This is a genomic window from Bradyrhizobium sp. SZCCHNR1098, from assembly GCF_032489375.1.
GTDB lineage: Bacteria > Pseudomonadota > Alphaproteobacteria > Rhizobiales > Xanthobacteraceae > Bradyrhizobium.
In genome coordinates this window covers 14667-31135 of sequence record NZ_JAUEXY010000015.1, presented here as the reverse complement: position 1 = coordinate 31135, position 16469 = coordinate 14667, and the positions used below count along the sequence as shown (strand labels likewise).

The following is a 16469-nucleotide window of genomic DNA, read 5'->3' as shown; positions in this document are numbered from 1 at the left end:
CGGCATCTGAAGGTTGCGATCGTTCGTTGACGAACGATCAAGGTGCGGCTTTGGCTGTGTGCACTGCACTTTCTGTCGCAAATCCTTCATGTGCGGCCGTTAGGGGAAGCTCCGGAACTGGCCGCCGTGCCAGGGAATACGGAGTCTGTCTTCATGAAGGTCACCCGCCTCGTTCTCGCTCTTCTCGCGCTGTGTGTTGCCGCGTCGTGGCAGCCGGCCAAGGCCGCGGACGTCATCTGCTACAACTGCCCGCCGGAATGGGCCGACTGGGCCTCGATGCTCAAGGCGATCAAGACCGATCTCGGCTACGACATTCCACACGACAATAAGAACTCCGGCCAGGCGCTGGCGCAGATCCTCGCCGAAAAGAGCAACCCCGTCGGCGACATCGGCTATTTCGGCGTCACCTTCGGCATGAAGGCGAAGGCGCAGGACGCGCTTGAGGCTTACAAGCCCGCGAACTGGGATCAGGTCCCCGCCGGCTTGAAGGATGCGGATGGCTACTGGACTACGATCCACTCCGGCACGCTCGGCCTGTTCGTGAACAAGGACGCGCTCGGCGGCAAGCCTGTTCCGGCCTGCTGGAAGGATCTGCTCAAGCCCGACTACAAGGGCATGGTGGGCTATCTCGATCCGAGCTCGGCGGCCGTCGGCTATGTCGGCGCCGTTGCCGTCAACCTCGCGCTCGGCGGTTCGCAGGCCGATTTCGAGCCGGCCCTTACGTTCTTCAAGGATCTGCGCAAGAATGATCCGATCGTGCCGAAGCAGACGTCCTATGCGCGCGTCGTCTCGGGCGAGATCCCGATCCTGTTCGACTACGACTTCAACGCCTACCGCGCGAAGTATACCGAGAAGGGCAATTTCGAGTTCGTCATTCCCTGCGAGGGCTCGGTGGTCTTCCCCTATGTGGTCGGCCTGGTGAAGAACGCGCCCGACAAGGACAAAGCGAAGAAGGTCATCGACTATCTGCTCTCCGACAAGGGCCAGGCGATCTGGACCAATGCCTATCTGCGTCCAGCGCGTCCGATCGAGCTGCCGGGCTCGGTGAAGAACAAGTTCCTGCCGGACAGCGACTACGCTCGCGCCAAGAGCGTGAACTGGGGCGATATGGAAGCCGCGCAAAAGGGCTTCGTCGATCGCTATCTGTCCGAAGTCCGTTGAAGGAGCACCGCGCCTCCGCCGGAGACGATCCGGTGGAGGTGCACTTGATCATATGTCGCACAAATCCTTCGTCCGGCTCTGTTTGCTGCCCCTGGGAGCCGTCACCTCGGCATTCTTTCTGTTGCCGATGGCGAGGCTGCTCGTCACCGGCGCCGAGGGACCGCACGGTCTGGCCGAATATCTCGCGATCATCCTCGAGCCGCGCTACCGCACGACACTTCTCAACACGCTGACGCTGGCGGCGGCCACCACGATTGCAACCCTGGTCATTGCGACGATCGCCGGCCTGTTCCTGCAGCGTCACCGGTTTCCGGGCCGCGCGGTCCTGGTCGCGATCCTGACGTTTCCGCTCGCGTTCCCGGGCGTCGTGGTCGGCTTCATGATCATCCTTCTGGCTGGCCGCCAGGGGATGATCGGGGAGGTCTCGTCCCGGCTCACCGGCGACAAGCTCGTATTCGCTTATTCGATCTACGGGCTGTTCCTCGGTTATCTCTATTTCTCGATTCCGCGGGTGATCCTCACGATTATGGCTGCCGCGCAGAAGCTGGACCCCGGTTTGGAGGAGGCGGCCCGATCGCTCGGCGCGAGCCCCTGGGCCGTGCTGCGCGACGTGATCCTGCCGGCGCTGACCCCGGCGCTGATCGCGTCCGGCGCGATCGCGTTCGCGACGGCGATGGGCGCGTTCGGAACGGCATTCACCTTGGCCACGAACATCGACGTGTTGCCGATGCTGATCTACACGGAGTTCACGCTGGCCGGAAACCTGGCCACCTCGGCGGCGCTCTCGGTCGGCCTTGGCCTGATGACCTGGCTGATGCTCGCATTGGCGCGCTCCTTCGCCGGCAGCTCGGTGGCAGCGGCAGGGTAGGCACGTGCGCGACAGAGTCATCTTCATCCTTCAACTGCTGTTCACACTTCTGGTCGCCGCCTTCCTGGCCGTGCCGGCCGGCCTTTCGATCGCCGCGGGCGTGACCGTCAACTACTTCCGCGGCATTCAGTCCGGCGTGACGCTGCAGTGGGTAGCCCAGGTCTGGGAGCTCTACGCGGGCACGATCATGGCATCGATCCTGATCGCGCTGGGCACGCTGGCGGTCACGCTCGTGGTCGGTGTTCCCGCTGCCTACGCGCTCTACGTTCGCGGCGGACGGCTGGCGCGGCTGGTCGAGGAGATCATCACCTTGCCGCTCGCGATTCCCGGGCTCGCCATCGCGCTGGCGCTGCTGCTCACCTATGGTGGCTTCGGCAGCTTCCGTCGCTCATGGCTGTTCATCCTCGCCGGCCATGTGATCTTCACGATGCCTTTCATGGTGCGCTCCGTGATGGCTGTGTTCGCGACCATCGACGTCAAGTCGCTCGATGAGGGCGCCGCGTCGGTCGGGGCGGCGCCATGGCGCCGCTTCATCGATGTCATCGTTCCCAATGCCGCGCCGGGGATCCTGGCCGGCAGCCTCATGGTGGTGACGCTATCCCTCGGAGAATTCAACTTGACCTGGATGTTGCATACGCCGCTGACCAAGACGCTGCCGGTCGGCCTCGCCGACAGCTACGCATCGATGCGGCTGGAGGTCGCATCCGCCTACACGCTGATCTTCTTCGTCATGATCATCCCGCTGCTGGTGGCCATGCAATGGATCGGCGAGAGAGGGAGCCTGCGGTGAGCACGATGACCCGGCATGGAGCCGCGCTGAAGGTCGAGAATTGCGGCAAGACCTTTGCCGACGGGACCTGCGCGCTCGCGCGCGCCACGCTCGACATCGCGCAGAGCGAGACGCTGGTGCTGCTTGGGCCGTCCGGCTGCGGCAAGACCACGTTGCTGCGGATCGTGGCCGGGCTCGAAACACCCGATGCGGGCGGGCGCGTGCTTTTCGACGGCAAGGATCTGACGAGGCAGCCGATCGAGAAGCGCAACGTCGGCATGGTGTTTCAATCCTACGCGCTGTTCCCCAACATGACCGTCGCGGACAATATCGGCTACGGGCTCAAGATCCGCGGCGTGCCTAAGCCGGAGCGCGCCGCGCGGGTCGCGGAGCTGGTCACGCTGACCAACCTCGCCGGCCTCGAAGATCGGCGAATCGATCAGCTCTCGGGCGGCCAGCGCCAGCGCGTCGCGCTGGCGCGCGCGGTCGCGATACGGCCGAGCGTGCTGCTGCTCGACGAGCCGCTCACCGCGCTCGATGCGGCCTTGCGAGAGCGCCTGCGCGGCGAGCTCAACGGCCTGTTGCGTACGCTCGGAATCACGGCAATCTACGTCACGCATGACCAGGCCGAAGCCATGGAGCTCGGGGACCGCATCGTGGTCATGCGCAAGGGCGCCATCGCCCAGGTCGGGACGCCGCGCGAGATCTATTTCACGCCAGCCGACCGCTTCGTCGCGGAGTTCGTCGGCGCGGCCAACATCATCGAGGCTCCGATCGACGGCGACCACCTCGTTCTGCCCGGAGGGAGACAGCGGATCGCCGAGGCTGGCTCGCGCAGCAAGGCGATGGCGATGGTTCGACCGGAAACGATCGGAATCGTCGACGCGGCGGCATCGTGCCTGACCGGCCTCGTCGACAGCGTCCGCTTCGCCGGTGATCGCCAGCGGATCATCGTCCGCGACGCCGCCACCGTTCCACTGACGGTGGACGCACCGAATACGATCAAGGTCAGCGCGGGTGAGCGGATCGGCCTGTCGATTGAGCCGAGCGCCATTCGTCTGCTGCCGGAGCAAGGCGGATCAGCATGACCAGGCGTCCCGTCACCATCGCACAGATTTCCGATCTGCACATCAAGGCGCCCGGCCGGCTCGCCTACCGCCGGGTCGATACGGCGCGTGCGCTGGCCCGTAGCATCGCGGAACTCAACCGGTTCGAGCCGAAGCTCGATCTGGTGGTGATCTCGGGCGATCTCGCCGATACGCCGTCGCCGGCCGAGTACGATCATCTCAAGGATCTTCTCGGCGAACTCGAGATTCCATTCGCCGCCGTGCCCGGCAATCACGATTCACGCGAGCTGATGCGCGCGGCGTTTCCGGGCACTCTCCATGGTGGACCTACCGGTCCGCTGAACCGGCATGTGGCGTTGGCCGATCTCGATCTGCTTCTGCTCGATTCCAGCGTGCCCGGCCATCCGCATGGCGAGCTCGATGAGGCGAGTCTCCAATGGCTCGACGCCACGCTGTCCGCCTCCAGCGAAAAGCCGGCCTTGCTGTTTCTGCATCATCCGCCGTTCGCCACTGGCATCTGGCACATGGACCGGCAGAACCTGCGCAACGCCGACGATCTCGCGGCCATCCTCACGCGCCATCCGCGGGTGCAACTGATCGGATGCGGTCACGTCCACCGCGCGGCACTGACCCGGTTTGCCGGCATTCCCTGTGCGATTTGCCCGGCACCGAACCATGCCGTCGCGCTCGACCTGGCCGAGCTTCGACCCCCATCCTTCCGGATCGAGCCGCCGGCCTTTCACCTTCATGCCTGGTTTCCAGGACCGGGATTCGGAACGGTCGTCACTCATCAGGTGCCGATCGGGGATTTCGACGGGCCGCATCCGTTCTTCAATCAAGACGGCACGCTCATCGACTAAGCGCACAAGCACATGACAAGGCGGTGGACGTCTGGTCTAGCTCTCGACCTCGAACGTCACGCGCTCCGCGGCGAAGCGCGAGCGCTTGCTGACGAGTGGCGTCGCATCGGCATCGATGTCGATGCTGTCGACGACCAGCACCGGGCGCCCAATCGCGAGGTCGAGCCGTGCGGCGTCGCTTGCGTCGGCGATGGCTGCCGTGATCCTGGTCGTGCCGCGGCGATAGTCGCGAATGCCGTAATGCGCGAGCAGCGCCGTCATCGAGCGGACCGACGCGAAGATGTGACCGGCCTCGGGAAATCGCTCGGACGACAGCCAGGACGTGCTGACGCAGATGGGGGTCTTGTCGGCAAGACGCAGTGCATCGATTCGGACCAGCGGAGCACCCGTCTTCAATCGCAGCTCGCGCGCGAGTTCGCGCGTTGCGGGCTCTTCGGACGCTGCGATCAACTGCCCGCGAGGCTCACGCCCGCCGGCGCCCACGATCTCGGAGAACCTGGTTCGCGATCTCAGGGGATATGACAGACGAGGCGCTTCGACATAGGTGCCGCTGCCGCGCTCGGCGCGCACGAGGCCGCGCTGCGCCAAGGTCGCGAGCGCGCGTCGTACCGTATGACGGTTGACGCGGTAGGTTTCGGCGATCTCGGTCTCGCCGGGCAGGCGCGTGCCGGCGGCGAAGCGGCCGTCGGCGATGTCGCGCTCGATGCCGTCGGCCACCCGCCGCCACAGCGCCACGCCCGAATCCGCGCCAAGCATGCTCATCGCGGCTCCCCGCTCTCCGGCCTCGAAATCACGTCCATGTCATCAAACAGTCATGGCGCTTCGTTACGAAGTTGTCTATTAACATAGACAACTTCGTAACGGCAAGATCGGGATGAAGATGGACGGCAAGACTGCGATGCAGGACCGGCGCAGGGCGGCGATGAGGGTATTGGCGCATGCCTCGCATGCGGACATCCGCGCCAGGCTCAATGGCCTCGCGCTGCCTGAGCATCGCGACCTGCGCCCGGCGGAGAATGGCCTCGTGATGCTGCGGGGCCGGATCGGCGGTGATGGAGCGCCGTTCAATGTCGGCGAGGCGACGGTGTCGCGCGCCGCGGTACGGCTGGAGAGCGGCGAGGTCGGGTTCGGCTATGTGCTGGGACGCGACGCCGCCAAGGCGCGTCTGATGGCGCTGTGTGACGCGATGATCCAGTCATCAAGCCACACGCGATCGATCGAGACGCAGGTGGTTGCGCCGCTGCAGGCGCAGATGCGCACTTCGCGCCAGCACCGCGCAGAGGAGGCTGCGGCCACGCGTGTCGATTTCTATACGATGGTGCGAGGAGAAGGCTGATGGCTGCTGCCGCTTCCGATCTGCAGCCTGGTTTCGCCGACAATGTCCTGTCCGCGCAATCGACCTTCCGTACCGTCATGGAGGCCATGGCGCGTCCGGGAAATGTGCGGCAGGTCGAGGTCAATGTCGGCCGGCCGTCGTCCTTGATGCCTGGTGCCGCCGCGATCGCGTTGACGCTGTTCGATCACGATACGCCGATCTGGCTCGATGCGCCGCTCGCCGGCACGCCCGAGGTCGGCGCCTGGCTCAAGTTTCACACCGGGGCGCCGATCGTCGCCGATGCCGCGCTCGCCTGCTTTGCAGTGGCGGCGGACCCCGAAGCGCTGCCTGATCTGAATTCATTCGCGCTCGGCAGTGCTGAATACCCCGATCGCTCGACGACGCTGATCCTGCAGGTGCCGAGCTTGTCCGGAGGGCCGGTGTTCAAGCTGCGCGGTCCAGGCATCGACGGGACGACATCGTTCCGCGCAACGGTCGCACCCGCCGACCTGTTCGAGCGGCTGTCGATCAATGAGAAGCTGTTTCCGCGTGGTGTCGATGTGGTGCTGGTCGATGGTTCGTCCATCGTCGCCATCCCGCGGACGACACGACTCGTTTCCGCAGGAGAGTAAGGCATGTATGTCGCCGTGAAAGGTGGCGAGCGCGCCATCGAGAACGCGCACCGGCTGCTGGCGCATGAGCGCCGGGGTGATCGCGACGTGCCGGAGCTGTCGCTGGCGCAGATCTCCGAGCAGTTGGGGCTTGCCGTCGATCGCGTGATGAGCGAAGGCTCGCTGTACGACCGCGAGCTCGCGGCGCTCGCAATCAAGCAGGCGCGTGGCGATCTGATCGAGGCGATCTTCCTGGTGCGCGCCTTCCGCGCGACCTTGCCGCGCTTCGGCGCAAGCGAGCCGGTCGACACCGGCGCGATGCGGGTGCAGCGGCGCGTCTCGTCGACCTTCAAGGACATTCCCGGCGGCCAGGTGCTCGGGCCGACCTTCGACTATACGCATCGGCTGCTCGATCCGCAGTTGGCGGCAGGCGCCGAGCCGGAGCCGCCGGCCCGCGCCGAGGCGCCGAATGCGCCGACGCCACGTGTCACCGACATTCTCGGCCAGGACGGCTTGATCGAGCCGTCGCCGCAAGCCGAGGTTGGCGCGCCGGTCGGCGATCTCACCCGCGATCCCCTAGGCTTTCCCGCCGATCGTGATCTGCGGTTGCAGAATCTCGCACGCGGTGACGAGGGGTTTCTGCTCGCGCTCGGCTACTCGACCCAGCGCGGCTATGGCCGCAACCATCCCTTCGCCGGCGAGATCCGCTTCGGCGAAGTCGAGGTCGAGTTCGTGGCCGAGGAGATTGGCTTTGCGGTGCCGCTCGGATCGGTCGAGCTGACCGAATGCCAGATGGTGAACCAGTTCAAGGGGTCGGCCACCGAGCCGCCGTGCTTCACGCGCGGTTACGGTCTCGCCTTCGGGCAGAGCGAGCGCAAGACGATGTCGATGGCCCTGGTCGACCGCGCCCTGCGCGCGCGCGAGCTGGGCGAGGATATGGTTGCACCGGCGCAGGATGAGGAGTTCGTGATGTCGCACTCCGACAATGTGCAGGCGACCGGGTTCGTCGAGCATCTGAAGCTGCCGCACTATGTCGACTTCCAGTCCGAGCTCGGCCTGCTGCGCAAGCTGCGCCAGGAGTTCGCCGAGGCCAATGCCGCTCCTGAATTGAAGGAAGCTGCGGAATGAACGCGCCGACGTACAACTTCGCTTATCTCGACGAGCAGACCAAGCGGATGATCCGCCGCGCGATCCTGAAGGCGATCGCGATTCCCGGCTATCAGGTGCCGTTCGCGAGCCGCGAGATGCCGATGCCCTATGGCTGGGGCACCGGCGGCGTACAGGTCACCGCCGCCATTCTCGGTCCCGACGACGTGCTCAAGGTCATCGACCAGGGCTCGGACGATACGACCAATGCGATCTCGATTCGCAAGTTCTTCGCCAAGACCGCGGGCGTCGCGACCACGACGTCGACGGAAGAGGCGAGCGTGATTCAGACCCGTCACCGAATTCCCGAGGCGCCGCTTCACGAGGGGCAGGTGCTGGTCTATCAGGTGCCGATCCCGGAGCCGCTGCGCTTTCTCGAGCCGCGCGAGACCGAGACCCGCCGCATGCATGCGCTGGCCGAGTATGGACTGATGCACGTCAAGCTCTATGAGGACATCGCACGCTTCGGTCACATCGCGACGTCCTACGCCTATCCGGTCAAGGTCAATGCGCGCTACGTGATGGATCCGTCGCCGACGCCGAAGTTCGACAATCCCAAGATGGACAATTGCCCGGCGCTGCAATTGTTCGGCGCGGGACGCGAGAAGCGAATCTACGCCATTCCGCCCTATACGTCGGTCGTCTCGCTGGACTTCGAGGACCATCCGTTTACGCGTTACAAGTTCGACGCGCCCTGCGCGCTGTGCGGCGCGGAGGATTCCTATCTGGACGAGATCGTGACCGACGACAAGGGCAGCCGCATGTTCGTCTGCTCAGACACCGACTACTGCGAGGGCCGCCAGGCGTCCGGACATCATGGCGCGCAGAGCGCCGCCCCGCACAAGGAGGGCGCCCATGGCTGAGATGATCAGAGCCTCCGATCAGCCGCTGCTCGTCGCCGAAGGGCTTGCAAAGAGCTATGGCCGGTTGGCGGCGTGCCGCGATGTCTCGTTCGTGCTCTATCCCGGCGAGGTGCTCGCCATTGTCGGCGAGTCCGGCTCGGGCAAATCGACGCTTCTGCAGATGTTGTCGGCGCAACTGGCGCCGACGGCTGGCCGCGTGTCCTATCGGATGCGTGACGGGGTGCTGCGCGATCTTGCCGGGCTCGGCGAGGCCGAACGCCGTTTTCTGTTCCGCACCGATTGGGGCTATGTCCATCAGGACCCGGCGCAAGGCCTGCGCATGGCGGTTTCGGCGGGCGCCAATGTCGGCGAGCGGCTGATGGCGGTCGGCTGGAATAACTATGGCAGGATCAGGCAGACCGCCTCGTCATGGCTCGCGCGCGTGGAGATCGACGTCGCCCGCATCGACGATGCGCCGCGGACCTATTCCGGTGGCATGCGGCAGCGGCTGCAGATCGCGCGCAATCTCGTGACCGAGCCCAGGCTCGTGTTCATGGATGAGCCGACTGGGGGGCTCGACGTGTCCGTGCAGGCGCGCCTGCTCGATCTGATGCGCAGCCTCGTCAACGAGCTTGGGCTCGCTGCCATCGTCGTGACCCACGATCTGGCCGTGGCGCGGTTGCTGTCTCATCGTGTGATGGTCATGAAGGAGGGGCGGGTGATCGAGACCGGTCTCACCGACCAGGTGCTCGATGATCCGCGCGAGCCTTACACACAGCTCCTCGTGTCCTCGATCCTGCCGCCATGATGCAATTGGGCCCAATGCGATGACCGTGATGATCGATGTCGAGAATGCAGAGAAGACCTTCACCATGCATCTGCAGGGCGGCATATTGCTGCCCGTGGTGCGCGGCGTGTCGTTCCAGGTCAAGGCGGGCGAATGCGTCGTGTTGTCGGGACCGTCGGGCGCGGGCAAGTCGTCCATCCTGAAGATGATCTTCGGCAATTACCGTTGCGATGGCGGCCGCATCGGCGTCCGGCACCAGGGCGAGATGACCAATCTCGCCGGCGCCGAGCCGCGTCTGGTCCTGAATGCGAGGCGGCAGTCCATCGGCTATGTCAGCCAATTCCTGCGCGCGGTGCCGCGCGTCCCTGCACTCGATGTCGTTGCCGAACCGCTGCTCGCGGCCGGCCTGCCGCGCGACGATGCGCGGGTGCGGGCGGGTGGGCTGCTGCGACGGCTGAACATTCCCGAACGGCTGTGGTCGCTGCCGCCGTCGACCTTCTCGGGCGGCGAGCAGCAGCGGGTCAACATCGCGCGCGGCTTCATCTCCGAAGTTCCGGTGCTGTTGCTCGACGAGCCGACCGCGTCGCTCGATGCGGCGAACCGCGCGGTCGTGGTCGACCTGATCGCAGCGAAGAAGAAGGACGGAGTGGCGATGCTCGCGATCGTGCATGATGACGAGATCCGCGCGCAGATTGCGGATCGCATGGTCGACGTCATGACATTCGCCGCGGCGGCGTAAAGGGACAAATTGCAGATGAGCGCGAACATGTCCGATCTCGTGATAGGAAATGCCAGGCTGGTCCTCGCCGACCGCGTCGTCGAGCAGGGCTGGGTGGCGATCGCGGGAGGCCGGATCGCCGAACTGGGCGAGGGGGCAGCGCCGGTTGGCAGCCTGGATGCCGGCGGCGACCTGTTGATGCCCGGCCTGGTCGAACTGCACACTGATCACCTCGAAGCGCATTTCGTGCCGCGCCCGAAGGTCTACTGGGATCCCGTTGCTGCCGTCATTTCCTATGACGGGCAGCTTGCGACCGCGGGCATCACGACGGTGCTGGATTCGCTGCGGGTGTGGAGCGAAGAGGGCGCCGAGGGCGTCGACGGCCAGGCCAATGTGCTCGCGGATGCGATCGCGACGGCGCGCGACGGCGGGTTGCTGCGGTCCGATCACTTCCTGCATCTGCGCTGCGAGGTGCCGATGCCGACCGTGGTCGAGGAGGCGCGGCAACTGGCGGGGCGTCCGGATGTGCGGCTGATGTCGCTGATGGATCATACGCCCGGGCAGCGCCAGTTTCGCGACGAAGGCAAGCTGCGCGACTACTATCGCGGCAAGAGCGGCGGCAAGACCGATGCAGAGCTCGACGTGATGTTCGCGCGGCGATTCGCCTATCAGCAGGCCTATGCGGCGCCGAACATGCGCGACATCGTTGCGCTGGCGAAGACCCATGACGTGCCCCTGGCCAGTCATGACGACACCACCGAGGAGAACGTCGCGGACGCGATCAAGGACGGCATCGCAGTCGCGGAGTTTCCAACCACGATGGAAGCCGCGCGGGGCCTTCACCAGGCGGGCATCAGCATCCTGATGGGCGCTCCCAACGTCGTGCGCGGCGGGTCTCACTCCGGCAACATCGCCGCCGTGGACCTCGCGCGCGAGGGCCTGCTCGACATTCTGTCGTCGGACTACGTACCGTCGAGCCTGCTGATGGGCGCGCTGCAATTGCCGCAGCGGGTGCCTTCCATCGATCTTGCCGCAGCCGTCCGCACCGTCACCAAGGCGCCCGCCGATGCCGTCGGCCTGCATGATCGCGGCGAGATCGCCGCAGGCAAGCGTGCGGACTTGATCCGCGTTCATGTCGCGGGCCAGTTGTCGGTCGTGCGCAGCGTCTGGCGGGAAGGGCAGCGGGTGGCATGAGCGGAACCGAGGTTGCATCGGCGAAGACATCCGAGAAGCTCGGTCCCGGCCGCCTGATCCTGGTGGTCGGGCCGAGCGGCGCGGGCAAGGACACCTTGCTCAACGTGGCGCGCCGCGAATGCGCCAGCGATGACCGGATCGTTTTTCCGCGGCGGATCGTCACGCGCGAGGCCTCGGCTTTCGAGGATAATCTCGAGATGAGCGCGTCCGCCTTTCGTGAGGCGCTCGGCGCCGGTGAGTTCGCGCTGCATTGGGAGGCCCACGGACATGACTACGGCGTGCCGCGCGCGATCAAGGATGACATCCTGGCCGGCCGCACCGTGGTCGTGAACGTCTCGAGAACGATTATTCCCGCCGCGCGCCGGGACTATGCCGACGTCATCGTCGTCGCCATCACTGCGCCGGCGGATGTTCTCGCCGAACGGCTCGGCAAGCGGCACCGTCCGAGCGACGGCGATATCGGCGAGCGTCTTCACCGGGCGGTGAGCGAAGACGCCGTGGCGGACATAACGATCGTCAATGTCGGCGATCCCGAGCCGCACGGTCGCAGGCTGGCGGAAATCATCAAGCGGCCGATCGACGCAGAACCGATCGGATCCGAGGGAGGAAGCGGCCATGTCGATCATCACCACGATTGAGCAGCTCGAGGCGATCTATGGCGAGACGGGGCTCGCATCGACGGCGAAGGTGGCTGATCGCGTGACGCCGCACTACCGGATCATGATCGAGAAGTCGCCTTTCGTGGCGCTGGCGACGTGTGGTCCCGAAGGTCTCGACTGTTCGCCGCGCGGCGATCTTCCCGGCTTCATCCGCATCCATGACGACAAGACGCTGATGATGCCGGATCGCCGCGGCAATAATCGCGTGGATTCCTTGCGCAACGTTGTGCGCGATCCGCGGATCGCGCTGCTGTTCCTGATTCCGGGATCGGGCAATACGCTGCGTGTGAACGGGCATGGTCACCTGTCGACCGCTCCCGATCTGTTGGAGTCGTTCCGGATGGAAGGCAAGCTGCCGCGCTCCGTCCTGGTCATGACGGTGGAAGAGATCTACTTCCAATGCGCCCGCGCGATCGTTCGTGCCGATCTCTGGAACCCGGACAAGCGCGTCGACCCACAGCAACTGCCGACGCCGGGACAGATTCTTGCGGCGATGACGGCCAACGATATCGACGGCGCGGCGTACGATCGCGAGTGGCCCGAGCGCGCGCGGAAATCCTTGTGGTGAATTCGGCGCGCGGCTCTTCAAAAAGGGAAGGCCGGGCTCCGAAAGATCAGGCTGCGACGTCGAGCAGGCGTGAGGATCCTCTGATGAGAACCTTGCGCCCGGCGACGGTGAGCGTCGCGGCGCCATTGTCGATTGCGACGAGTCCAAATGCAGTGAGCTCGTCGACAATCACGCCGTTCAGCCTGCGGCGTTCACGCGCGGGAATGCGAAGCGCCTTCAGCGTCTCCCATTGGTCCGGCGTGAGCTCGTGTTCGATTTCCGCGTTCATGCTGCCTCGAATGTTGACGTCCCGCACCCGTCTTAGAAAGTCCGCGTGACGAAGATGCGACCTTCATGCATCCGTACTGATACGGTTCACGTCATTACGCTCGAACCCGCCGGCGATTAATTCAAATTTGAATGATCGCGAATGTGGTGCTGCATTGCAGCTCGCCGTGTTGGTAGCGGTGAACGATCGTCCGGCGTTAACAGATAATTAAGGTGTGTGGGCGGCGCACAACGGTAACGCCTCTGTCACATCGGTGTGTCAAACGGCGCCATCGTCCTGCTCGAATCGGCCGGCGCATGTTTGAAACGAAACACGTTGAATGGCTGACCTGACCGACGTTTCGCCGCTGCAGTCGAACCGCAGAATCTGGTTGCGCAGCCTGGGCGGACTGGCCCTGAGCCTCTCGATTGCGGCTGTGGCCGTGTATGTCCTGGCACGCGCCGTCAAGAAGCTCGACTTCGCTCATGTTCTGTCGATCGTCGAGGCCACGGACCTTCATCTGATCGCGATGGCGCTGGCGTTCATCGTCCTCTCCTACGCCAGCCTCACGCTCTACGACGTGTTCGCGTTGCGGACGATTGGCCGGCGGGACATTCCCTATCGCGCGGCCGCGCTCGGCAGCTTCACGAGCTACCCGATTGCGCACGGCATCGGCGCGGTCGCGTTGATCTCACCGCTGGTTCGATATCGGATCTACGCGCCGTACCGGCTCGGTGCGATCGACATCGCCAATATCAGCTTCCTCACCGGACTGACCTTCTGGCTCGGAAATCTCACCGCGCTCGGCCTGAGCTTGATGATTGATCCGGACGCCTTCGGATGGGTGGAGTATTGGCCGCCGGCGCTCAACCGTCTCGTTGCCGCGGCACTGCTTTGCGCCGTTGCCGCCTTCGTCGTGTGGAGCTGGCCGGGGCGGCGAAGCGCCCGCTGGCCCGTTCGATTGCCGTCCGGGCCCGCTGTGCTGCTGCAGATCCTGGTCGGACTGGTCGAGCTCAGCACCGCGGCGCTGGCAATGTACGTCCTCATGCCGGCGGAACTCGGCATCGATCTCGCGCGGTTGATGGCGGTCTTCATTGCCGCGACCTTGCTTGGATTTGCCAGCCATGCCCCGGCCGGCATCGGCCTGTTCGATGCAACGATCCTGCTGGGCCTGGGCGGCGATCAGGAGCGGCTGCTCGCGGCGCTGCTGATCTTCCGCGCGCTCTATCACCTGCTGCCGTTCGTGCTCGCCCTGGTCGTGTTCGGCAGCGTCGAGCTGTCGCGCTCCTGCCGGAGGTCGTCGATGGTGTCAGACCGGCGAGTTCAGCTTCAACCCGATCATGCCGGTGATGATCAGCGTGAGGCAGATCAGCCGTGTCGGGTCCGCCGGCTCGCTGTAGAGGATCATGCCGGCGAGGATGGTCCCGGCCGCGCCGATCCCGGTCCATACCGCATAGGCGGTGCCAAACGGCAATGAGCGCAGCGCGAGCGACATCATCGCGAAGCTGAGCAGAATGGCGATCACGGTGGCGACGCTGGGCCAGAAGCGCGTCAGGCCGTCGGAATGCTTCAGGCCGAGCGCCCAGACGATCTCGAGAGCTCCAGCCGCGAACAGAGCAAGCCAGCCGTTCATGAGGGCCGCGCGCCCAACGGCGTAACATCGTCCACCGATCCGAGGCCGGCGTCGCGAAGTTGCGGATCGCCTGCACCCAGCAGTCCGGCCATTTCGTCATCTCCGCGCCGGTCGAACCTGCCGTCCATCTGCATGGTTTGCGCGACGCGCATATGACAAGCTGGGCGCGCGTCGGGTCTATCTCTCCTCCATCATCGTGAATACGAATCCTGTCAGCGTTGCGCCGACAGCAAAGGACAGCGTCAACACACCGACGAAGATCACGAACGTCACATGCGGATCGAGACTGTGGGCGATCAGGATCGAGACGCCGAACGCATCCAGTTGGATCAGCGCGAAGGCGAAGCCGAGCCCCATGGCGATGCCCATCAAGGTGTGGGAGGCCAGCTCGATCAGCATGGCCAGATTGACCGCTGCGCTGCGTCGTTTGGGCGCCATGGGCTCGGACTCCATGCCTATGGCCCATGAACGCTGGAACGGCAAACGTTGTTCCTGTGCCGGCTGGCAAAGCCGATTGCCAAACCGAGCCGACAGCGGCTACGGATGACCGAGGTTCGGCCGCGGAAGAACAAGGGCTCGAACGGCCCGCGAGGGCGCCGGCGCGGCCGGGCGGCGCGGCGTCGCGCAATCCGACAGGGAGGATGACAACCCATGACGAACGCCATTCGTTTCCACAAGACCGGCGGTCCCGAGGTCCTCGCTTGGGAGCAGATCGAGGTCGGCAAGCCCGGCCCCGGCGAGGCGCGCATCCGCCATACGGCGGTCGGGCTCAACTTCATCGACATCTACAATCGCTCCGGGCTCTATCCGGTCCAGCTTCCGAGCGGACTGGGCAGCGAGGGCGCCGGTGTGATCGAGGAGCTGGGCGAAGGGGTGACGGACCTGAAGGTGGGCGACCGCGTCGCCTACGGCTCGTCGCCGCTCGGCGCCTATTCAGAGGCGCGGCTGATGCCGGCCGCGCTGCTGCTGAAGCTGCCCGATGACATCGACGACAAGACCGCCGCGGCGATGATGCTCAAGGGCCTGACCGCCCAGTACCTGATCCGGCAGACCTACCGCGTCAAGGCGGGCGAGACCATCCTGCTGCATGCCGCCGCCGGCGGTGTGGGCCTCATCCTCGGCCAGTGGGCCAAGCATCTCGGCGTTCACGTCATCGGCACCGTATCCAGCGATGACAAGGCGCAGCTGGCCAGGGCGCGTGGCTGCGAGCATACCATCATCTATACGCGCGAGGACTTCGTCGCGCGCGTCGGCGAGATCACCGGCGGCAAGAAGGTGCCTGTCGTCTATGACTCCGTCGGCAAGGACACGTTCCTGAAGTCGCTCGATTGCCTCGCGCCGCTCGGCTACGCCGTGCTGTTTGGCCAGTCCTCGGGCGCCGTCGATCCGCTCAATCTCGGGCTGCTCGCCCAAAAGGGCTCGCTGTTCGTGACCCGGCCGACGCTGTTTACCTACGCGGCCAAGCGTGAAAGCCTGGTCGCGATGGCCAACGAATTGTTCGACGTGGTCAAGTCGGGCGCGGTGAAGATCGAGGTCAATCAGACCTATCCGCTCAAGGACGCGGCCCGGGCACACGCCGATCTCGTGGCGCGCAAGACGACCGGCTCGACCGTCTTTCTGGTTTGACTTGGTTTGAGGCATCCGTCCGAGGTGAGCCTGTGGCAGACGCAGGCTCACCCGTTTCGTTGGCGCGGCGTGCGACACGGGCCGGCGCAGTCCGGTCAAACCTGCTCGTGCTTGCGCAGATCGCGAAGGTGATCGAACTGGACCGCCTGCAGGTCGGCGTCCCGCCCATCGATCTCGGGCAGGGCGGCTTCGGACATGATATCGGCCGTGACGTCCGCAACCGACCGGTCCACGATCTCGTGGATGAAGCTGACGTTCGAGTATTCCCCCGACGCGATACGCGCAACGACGTCGCGCCGGGTCATTTCAGGATCGACCACGGCCTCGCGGCCGCGCCGGCCGTAGTCGATCATCACGACGAAATACTGCATGGAGCGCCGGTTCGCCTTCGGCTGACT

Annotated in this window: 20 protein-coding genes; 15 read left to right on the top strand and 5 right to left on the bottom strand. The window is 65.3% G+C overall.

The features are described from left to right. Positions 1–153: 153 nt before the first annotated feature. Genes QX135_RS26970 through QX135_RS26950 form a run of 5 tightly spaced genes read left to right on the top strand, consistent with a single transcriptional unit; the run spans position 154 to position 4725 of the window. Positions 154–1161 carry an ABC transporter substrate-binding protein gene (locus tag QX135_RS26970; RefSeq protein ID WP_316182331.1) on the top strand — a complete coding sequence of 336 codons (1008 nt, stop codon included), beginning with the start codon at positions 154–156 and terminating at the stop codon, positions 1159–1161. A 52-nt stretch (positions 1162–1213) separates the two neighbouring features. Beyond that, complete coding sequence (locus QX135_RS26965; RefSeq protein WP_315796507.1) at positions 1214–2029, top strand: ABC transporter permease; 816 nt, start codon at positions 1214–1216, stop codon at positions 2027–2029. A 4-nt stretch (positions 2030–2033) separates the two neighbouring features. Then, positions 2034–2819: an ABC transporter permease gene (locus tag QX135_RS26960; protein WP_315741007.1), complete on the top strand. Its 786-nt coding sequence runs from the start codon at positions 2034–2036 to the stop codon at positions 2817–2819. A gap of 5 nt (positions 2820–2824) precedes the next feature. Further along, complete coding sequence (locus QX135_RS26955; RefSeq protein ID WP_316182440.1) at positions 2825–3886, top strand: ABC transporter ATP-binding protein; 1062 nt, start codon at positions 2825–2827, stop codon at positions 3884–3886. After that, positions 3883–4725, top strand: a complete 843-nt coding sequence (locus QX135_RS26950) for a phosphodiesterase (protein ID WP_316182329.1) — start codon at positions 3883–3885, stop codon at positions 4723–4725. The genes QX135_RS26955 and QX135_RS26950 overlap by 4 nt, the downstream gene beginning before the upstream one ends. A gap of 36 nt (positions 4726–4761) precedes the next feature. On the opposite strand, the gene phnF is transcribed toward QX135_RS26950, so the two are convergent. Beyond that, on the bottom strand, positions 4762–5487 hold the full coding sequence (phnF, locus tag QX135_RS26945) for a phosphonate metabolism transcriptional regulator PhnF (RefSeq protein ID WP_316182328.1): 726 nt from the start codon (positions 5485–5487) through the stop codon (positions 4762–4764). A 118-nt stretch (positions 5488–5605) separates the two neighbouring features. Here phnF and phnG point away from each other — a divergent pair, with 118 nt between their 5' ends. From phnG to QX135_RS26900, 9 genes are read left to right on the top strand one after another with little or no spacing between them, the layout of a single operon-like run. Then, positions 5606–6061, top strand: a complete 456-nt coding sequence (phnG, locus tag QX135_RS26940; protein ID WP_316182437.1) for a phosphonate C-P lyase system protein PhnG — start codon at positions 5606–5608, stop codon at positions 6059–6061. Continuing rightward, a complete protein-coding gene (phnH, locus tag QX135_RS26935) occupies positions 6061–6672 on the top strand; it encodes a phosphonate C-P lyase system protein PhnH (protein WP_316182327.1) in 612 nt (203 codons plus the stop codon). Before phnG ends, phnH begins: the two co-directional genes overlap by 1 nt. 3 nt (positions 6673–6675) lie before the next feature. Beyond that, entirely contained in the window at positions 6676–7779 is a 1104-nt protein-coding gene (locus tag QX135_RS26930) for a carbon-phosphorus lyase complex subunit PhnI (protein WP_316182325.1), read from the top strand. After that, positions 7776–8660: an alpha-D-ribose 1-methylphosphonate 5-phosphate C-P-lyase PhnJ gene (locus QX135_RS26925; protein ID WP_316182323.1), complete on the top strand. Its 885-nt coding sequence runs from the start codon at positions 7776–7778 to the stop codon at positions 8658–8660. Before QX135_RS26930 ends, QX135_RS26925 begins: the two co-directional genes overlap by 4 nt. After that, a complete protein-coding gene (gene phnK, locus QX135_RS26920) occupies positions 8653–9447 on the top strand; it encodes a phosphonate C-P lyase system protein PhnK (protein WP_315756180.1) in 795 nt (264 codons plus the stop codon). Before QX135_RS26925 ends, phnK begins: the two co-directional genes overlap by 8 nt. 19 nt (positions 9448–9466) lie before the next feature. Next, positions 9467–10165, top strand: a complete 699-nt coding sequence (gene phnL / locus QX135_RS26915; protein ID WP_316182321.1) for a phosphonate C-P lyase system protein PhnL — start codon at positions 9467–9469, stop codon at positions 10163–10165. Between the two features lie 15 nt (positions 10166–10180). Next, positions 10181–11338 (top strand): alpha-D-ribose 1-methylphosphonate 5-triphosphate diphosphatase, encoded by a 1158-nt coding sequence (locus QX135_RS26910; protein ID WP_315756178.1) that lies wholly within the window; start codon positions 10181–10183, stop codon positions 11336–11338. Beyond that, positions 11335–11976, top strand: a complete 642-nt coding sequence (gene phnN, locus QX135_RS26905) for a phosphonate metabolism protein/1,5-bisphosphokinase (PRPP-forming) PhnN (protein WP_316182320.1) — start codon at positions 11335–11337, stop codon at positions 11974–11976. Before QX135_RS26910 ends, phnN begins: the two co-directional genes overlap by 4 nt. After that, positions 11954–12565: a pyridoxamine 5'-phosphate oxidase family protein gene (locus QX135_RS26900; protein WP_315785889.1), complete on the top strand. Its 612-nt coding sequence runs from the start codon at positions 11954–11956 to the stop codon at positions 12563–12565. Before phnN ends, QX135_RS26900 begins: the two co-directional genes overlap by 23 nt. Positions 12566–12611: 46 nt before the next feature. On the opposite strand, the gene QX135_RS26895 is transcribed toward QX135_RS26900, so the two are convergent. From QX135_RS26895 to QX135_RS26885, 3 genes are all read right to left on the bottom strand, one after another. Next, positions 12612–12833 carry a hypothetical protein gene (locus QX135_RS26895; protein ID WP_315741029.1) on the bottom strand — a complete coding sequence of 74 codons (222 nt, stop codon included), beginning with the start codon at positions 12831–12833 and terminating at the stop codon, positions 12612–12614. A 1288-nt stretch (positions 12834–14121) separates the two neighbouring features. Next, the gene (locus QX135_RS26890) at positions 14122–14445 is read right to left on the bottom strand and encodes a multidrug efflux SMR transporter (protein ID WP_316182317.1); all 324 of its coding nucleotides are present in this window, start codon (positions 14443–14445) and stop codon (positions 14122–14124) included. 177 nt (positions 14446–14622) lie between these two features. Next, the gene (locus QX135_RS26885; RefSeq protein ID WP_316182315.1) at positions 14623–14883 is read right to left on the bottom strand and encodes a hypothetical protein; all 261 of its coding nucleotides are present in this window, start codon (positions 14881–14883) and stop codon (positions 14623–14625) included. Between the two features lie 213 nt (positions 14884–15096). Between QX135_RS26885 and QX135_RS26880 the strand changes: the two genes are divergently transcribed. Then, complete coding sequence (locus QX135_RS26880; RefSeq protein ID WP_316182313.1) at positions 15097–16071, top strand: quinone oxidoreductase; 975 nt, start codon at positions 15097–15099, stop codon at positions 16069–16071. A gap of 95 nt (positions 16072–16166) precedes the next feature. Here QX135_RS26880 and QX135_RS26875 read toward each other — a convergent pair whose 3' ends face one another. After that, positions 16167–16442 (bottom strand): hypothetical protein, encoded by a 276-nt coding sequence (locus QX135_RS26875; protein WP_315741022.1) that lies wholly within the window; start codon positions 16440–16442, stop codon positions 16167–16169. Positions 16443–16469: the final 27 nt, after the last annotated feature.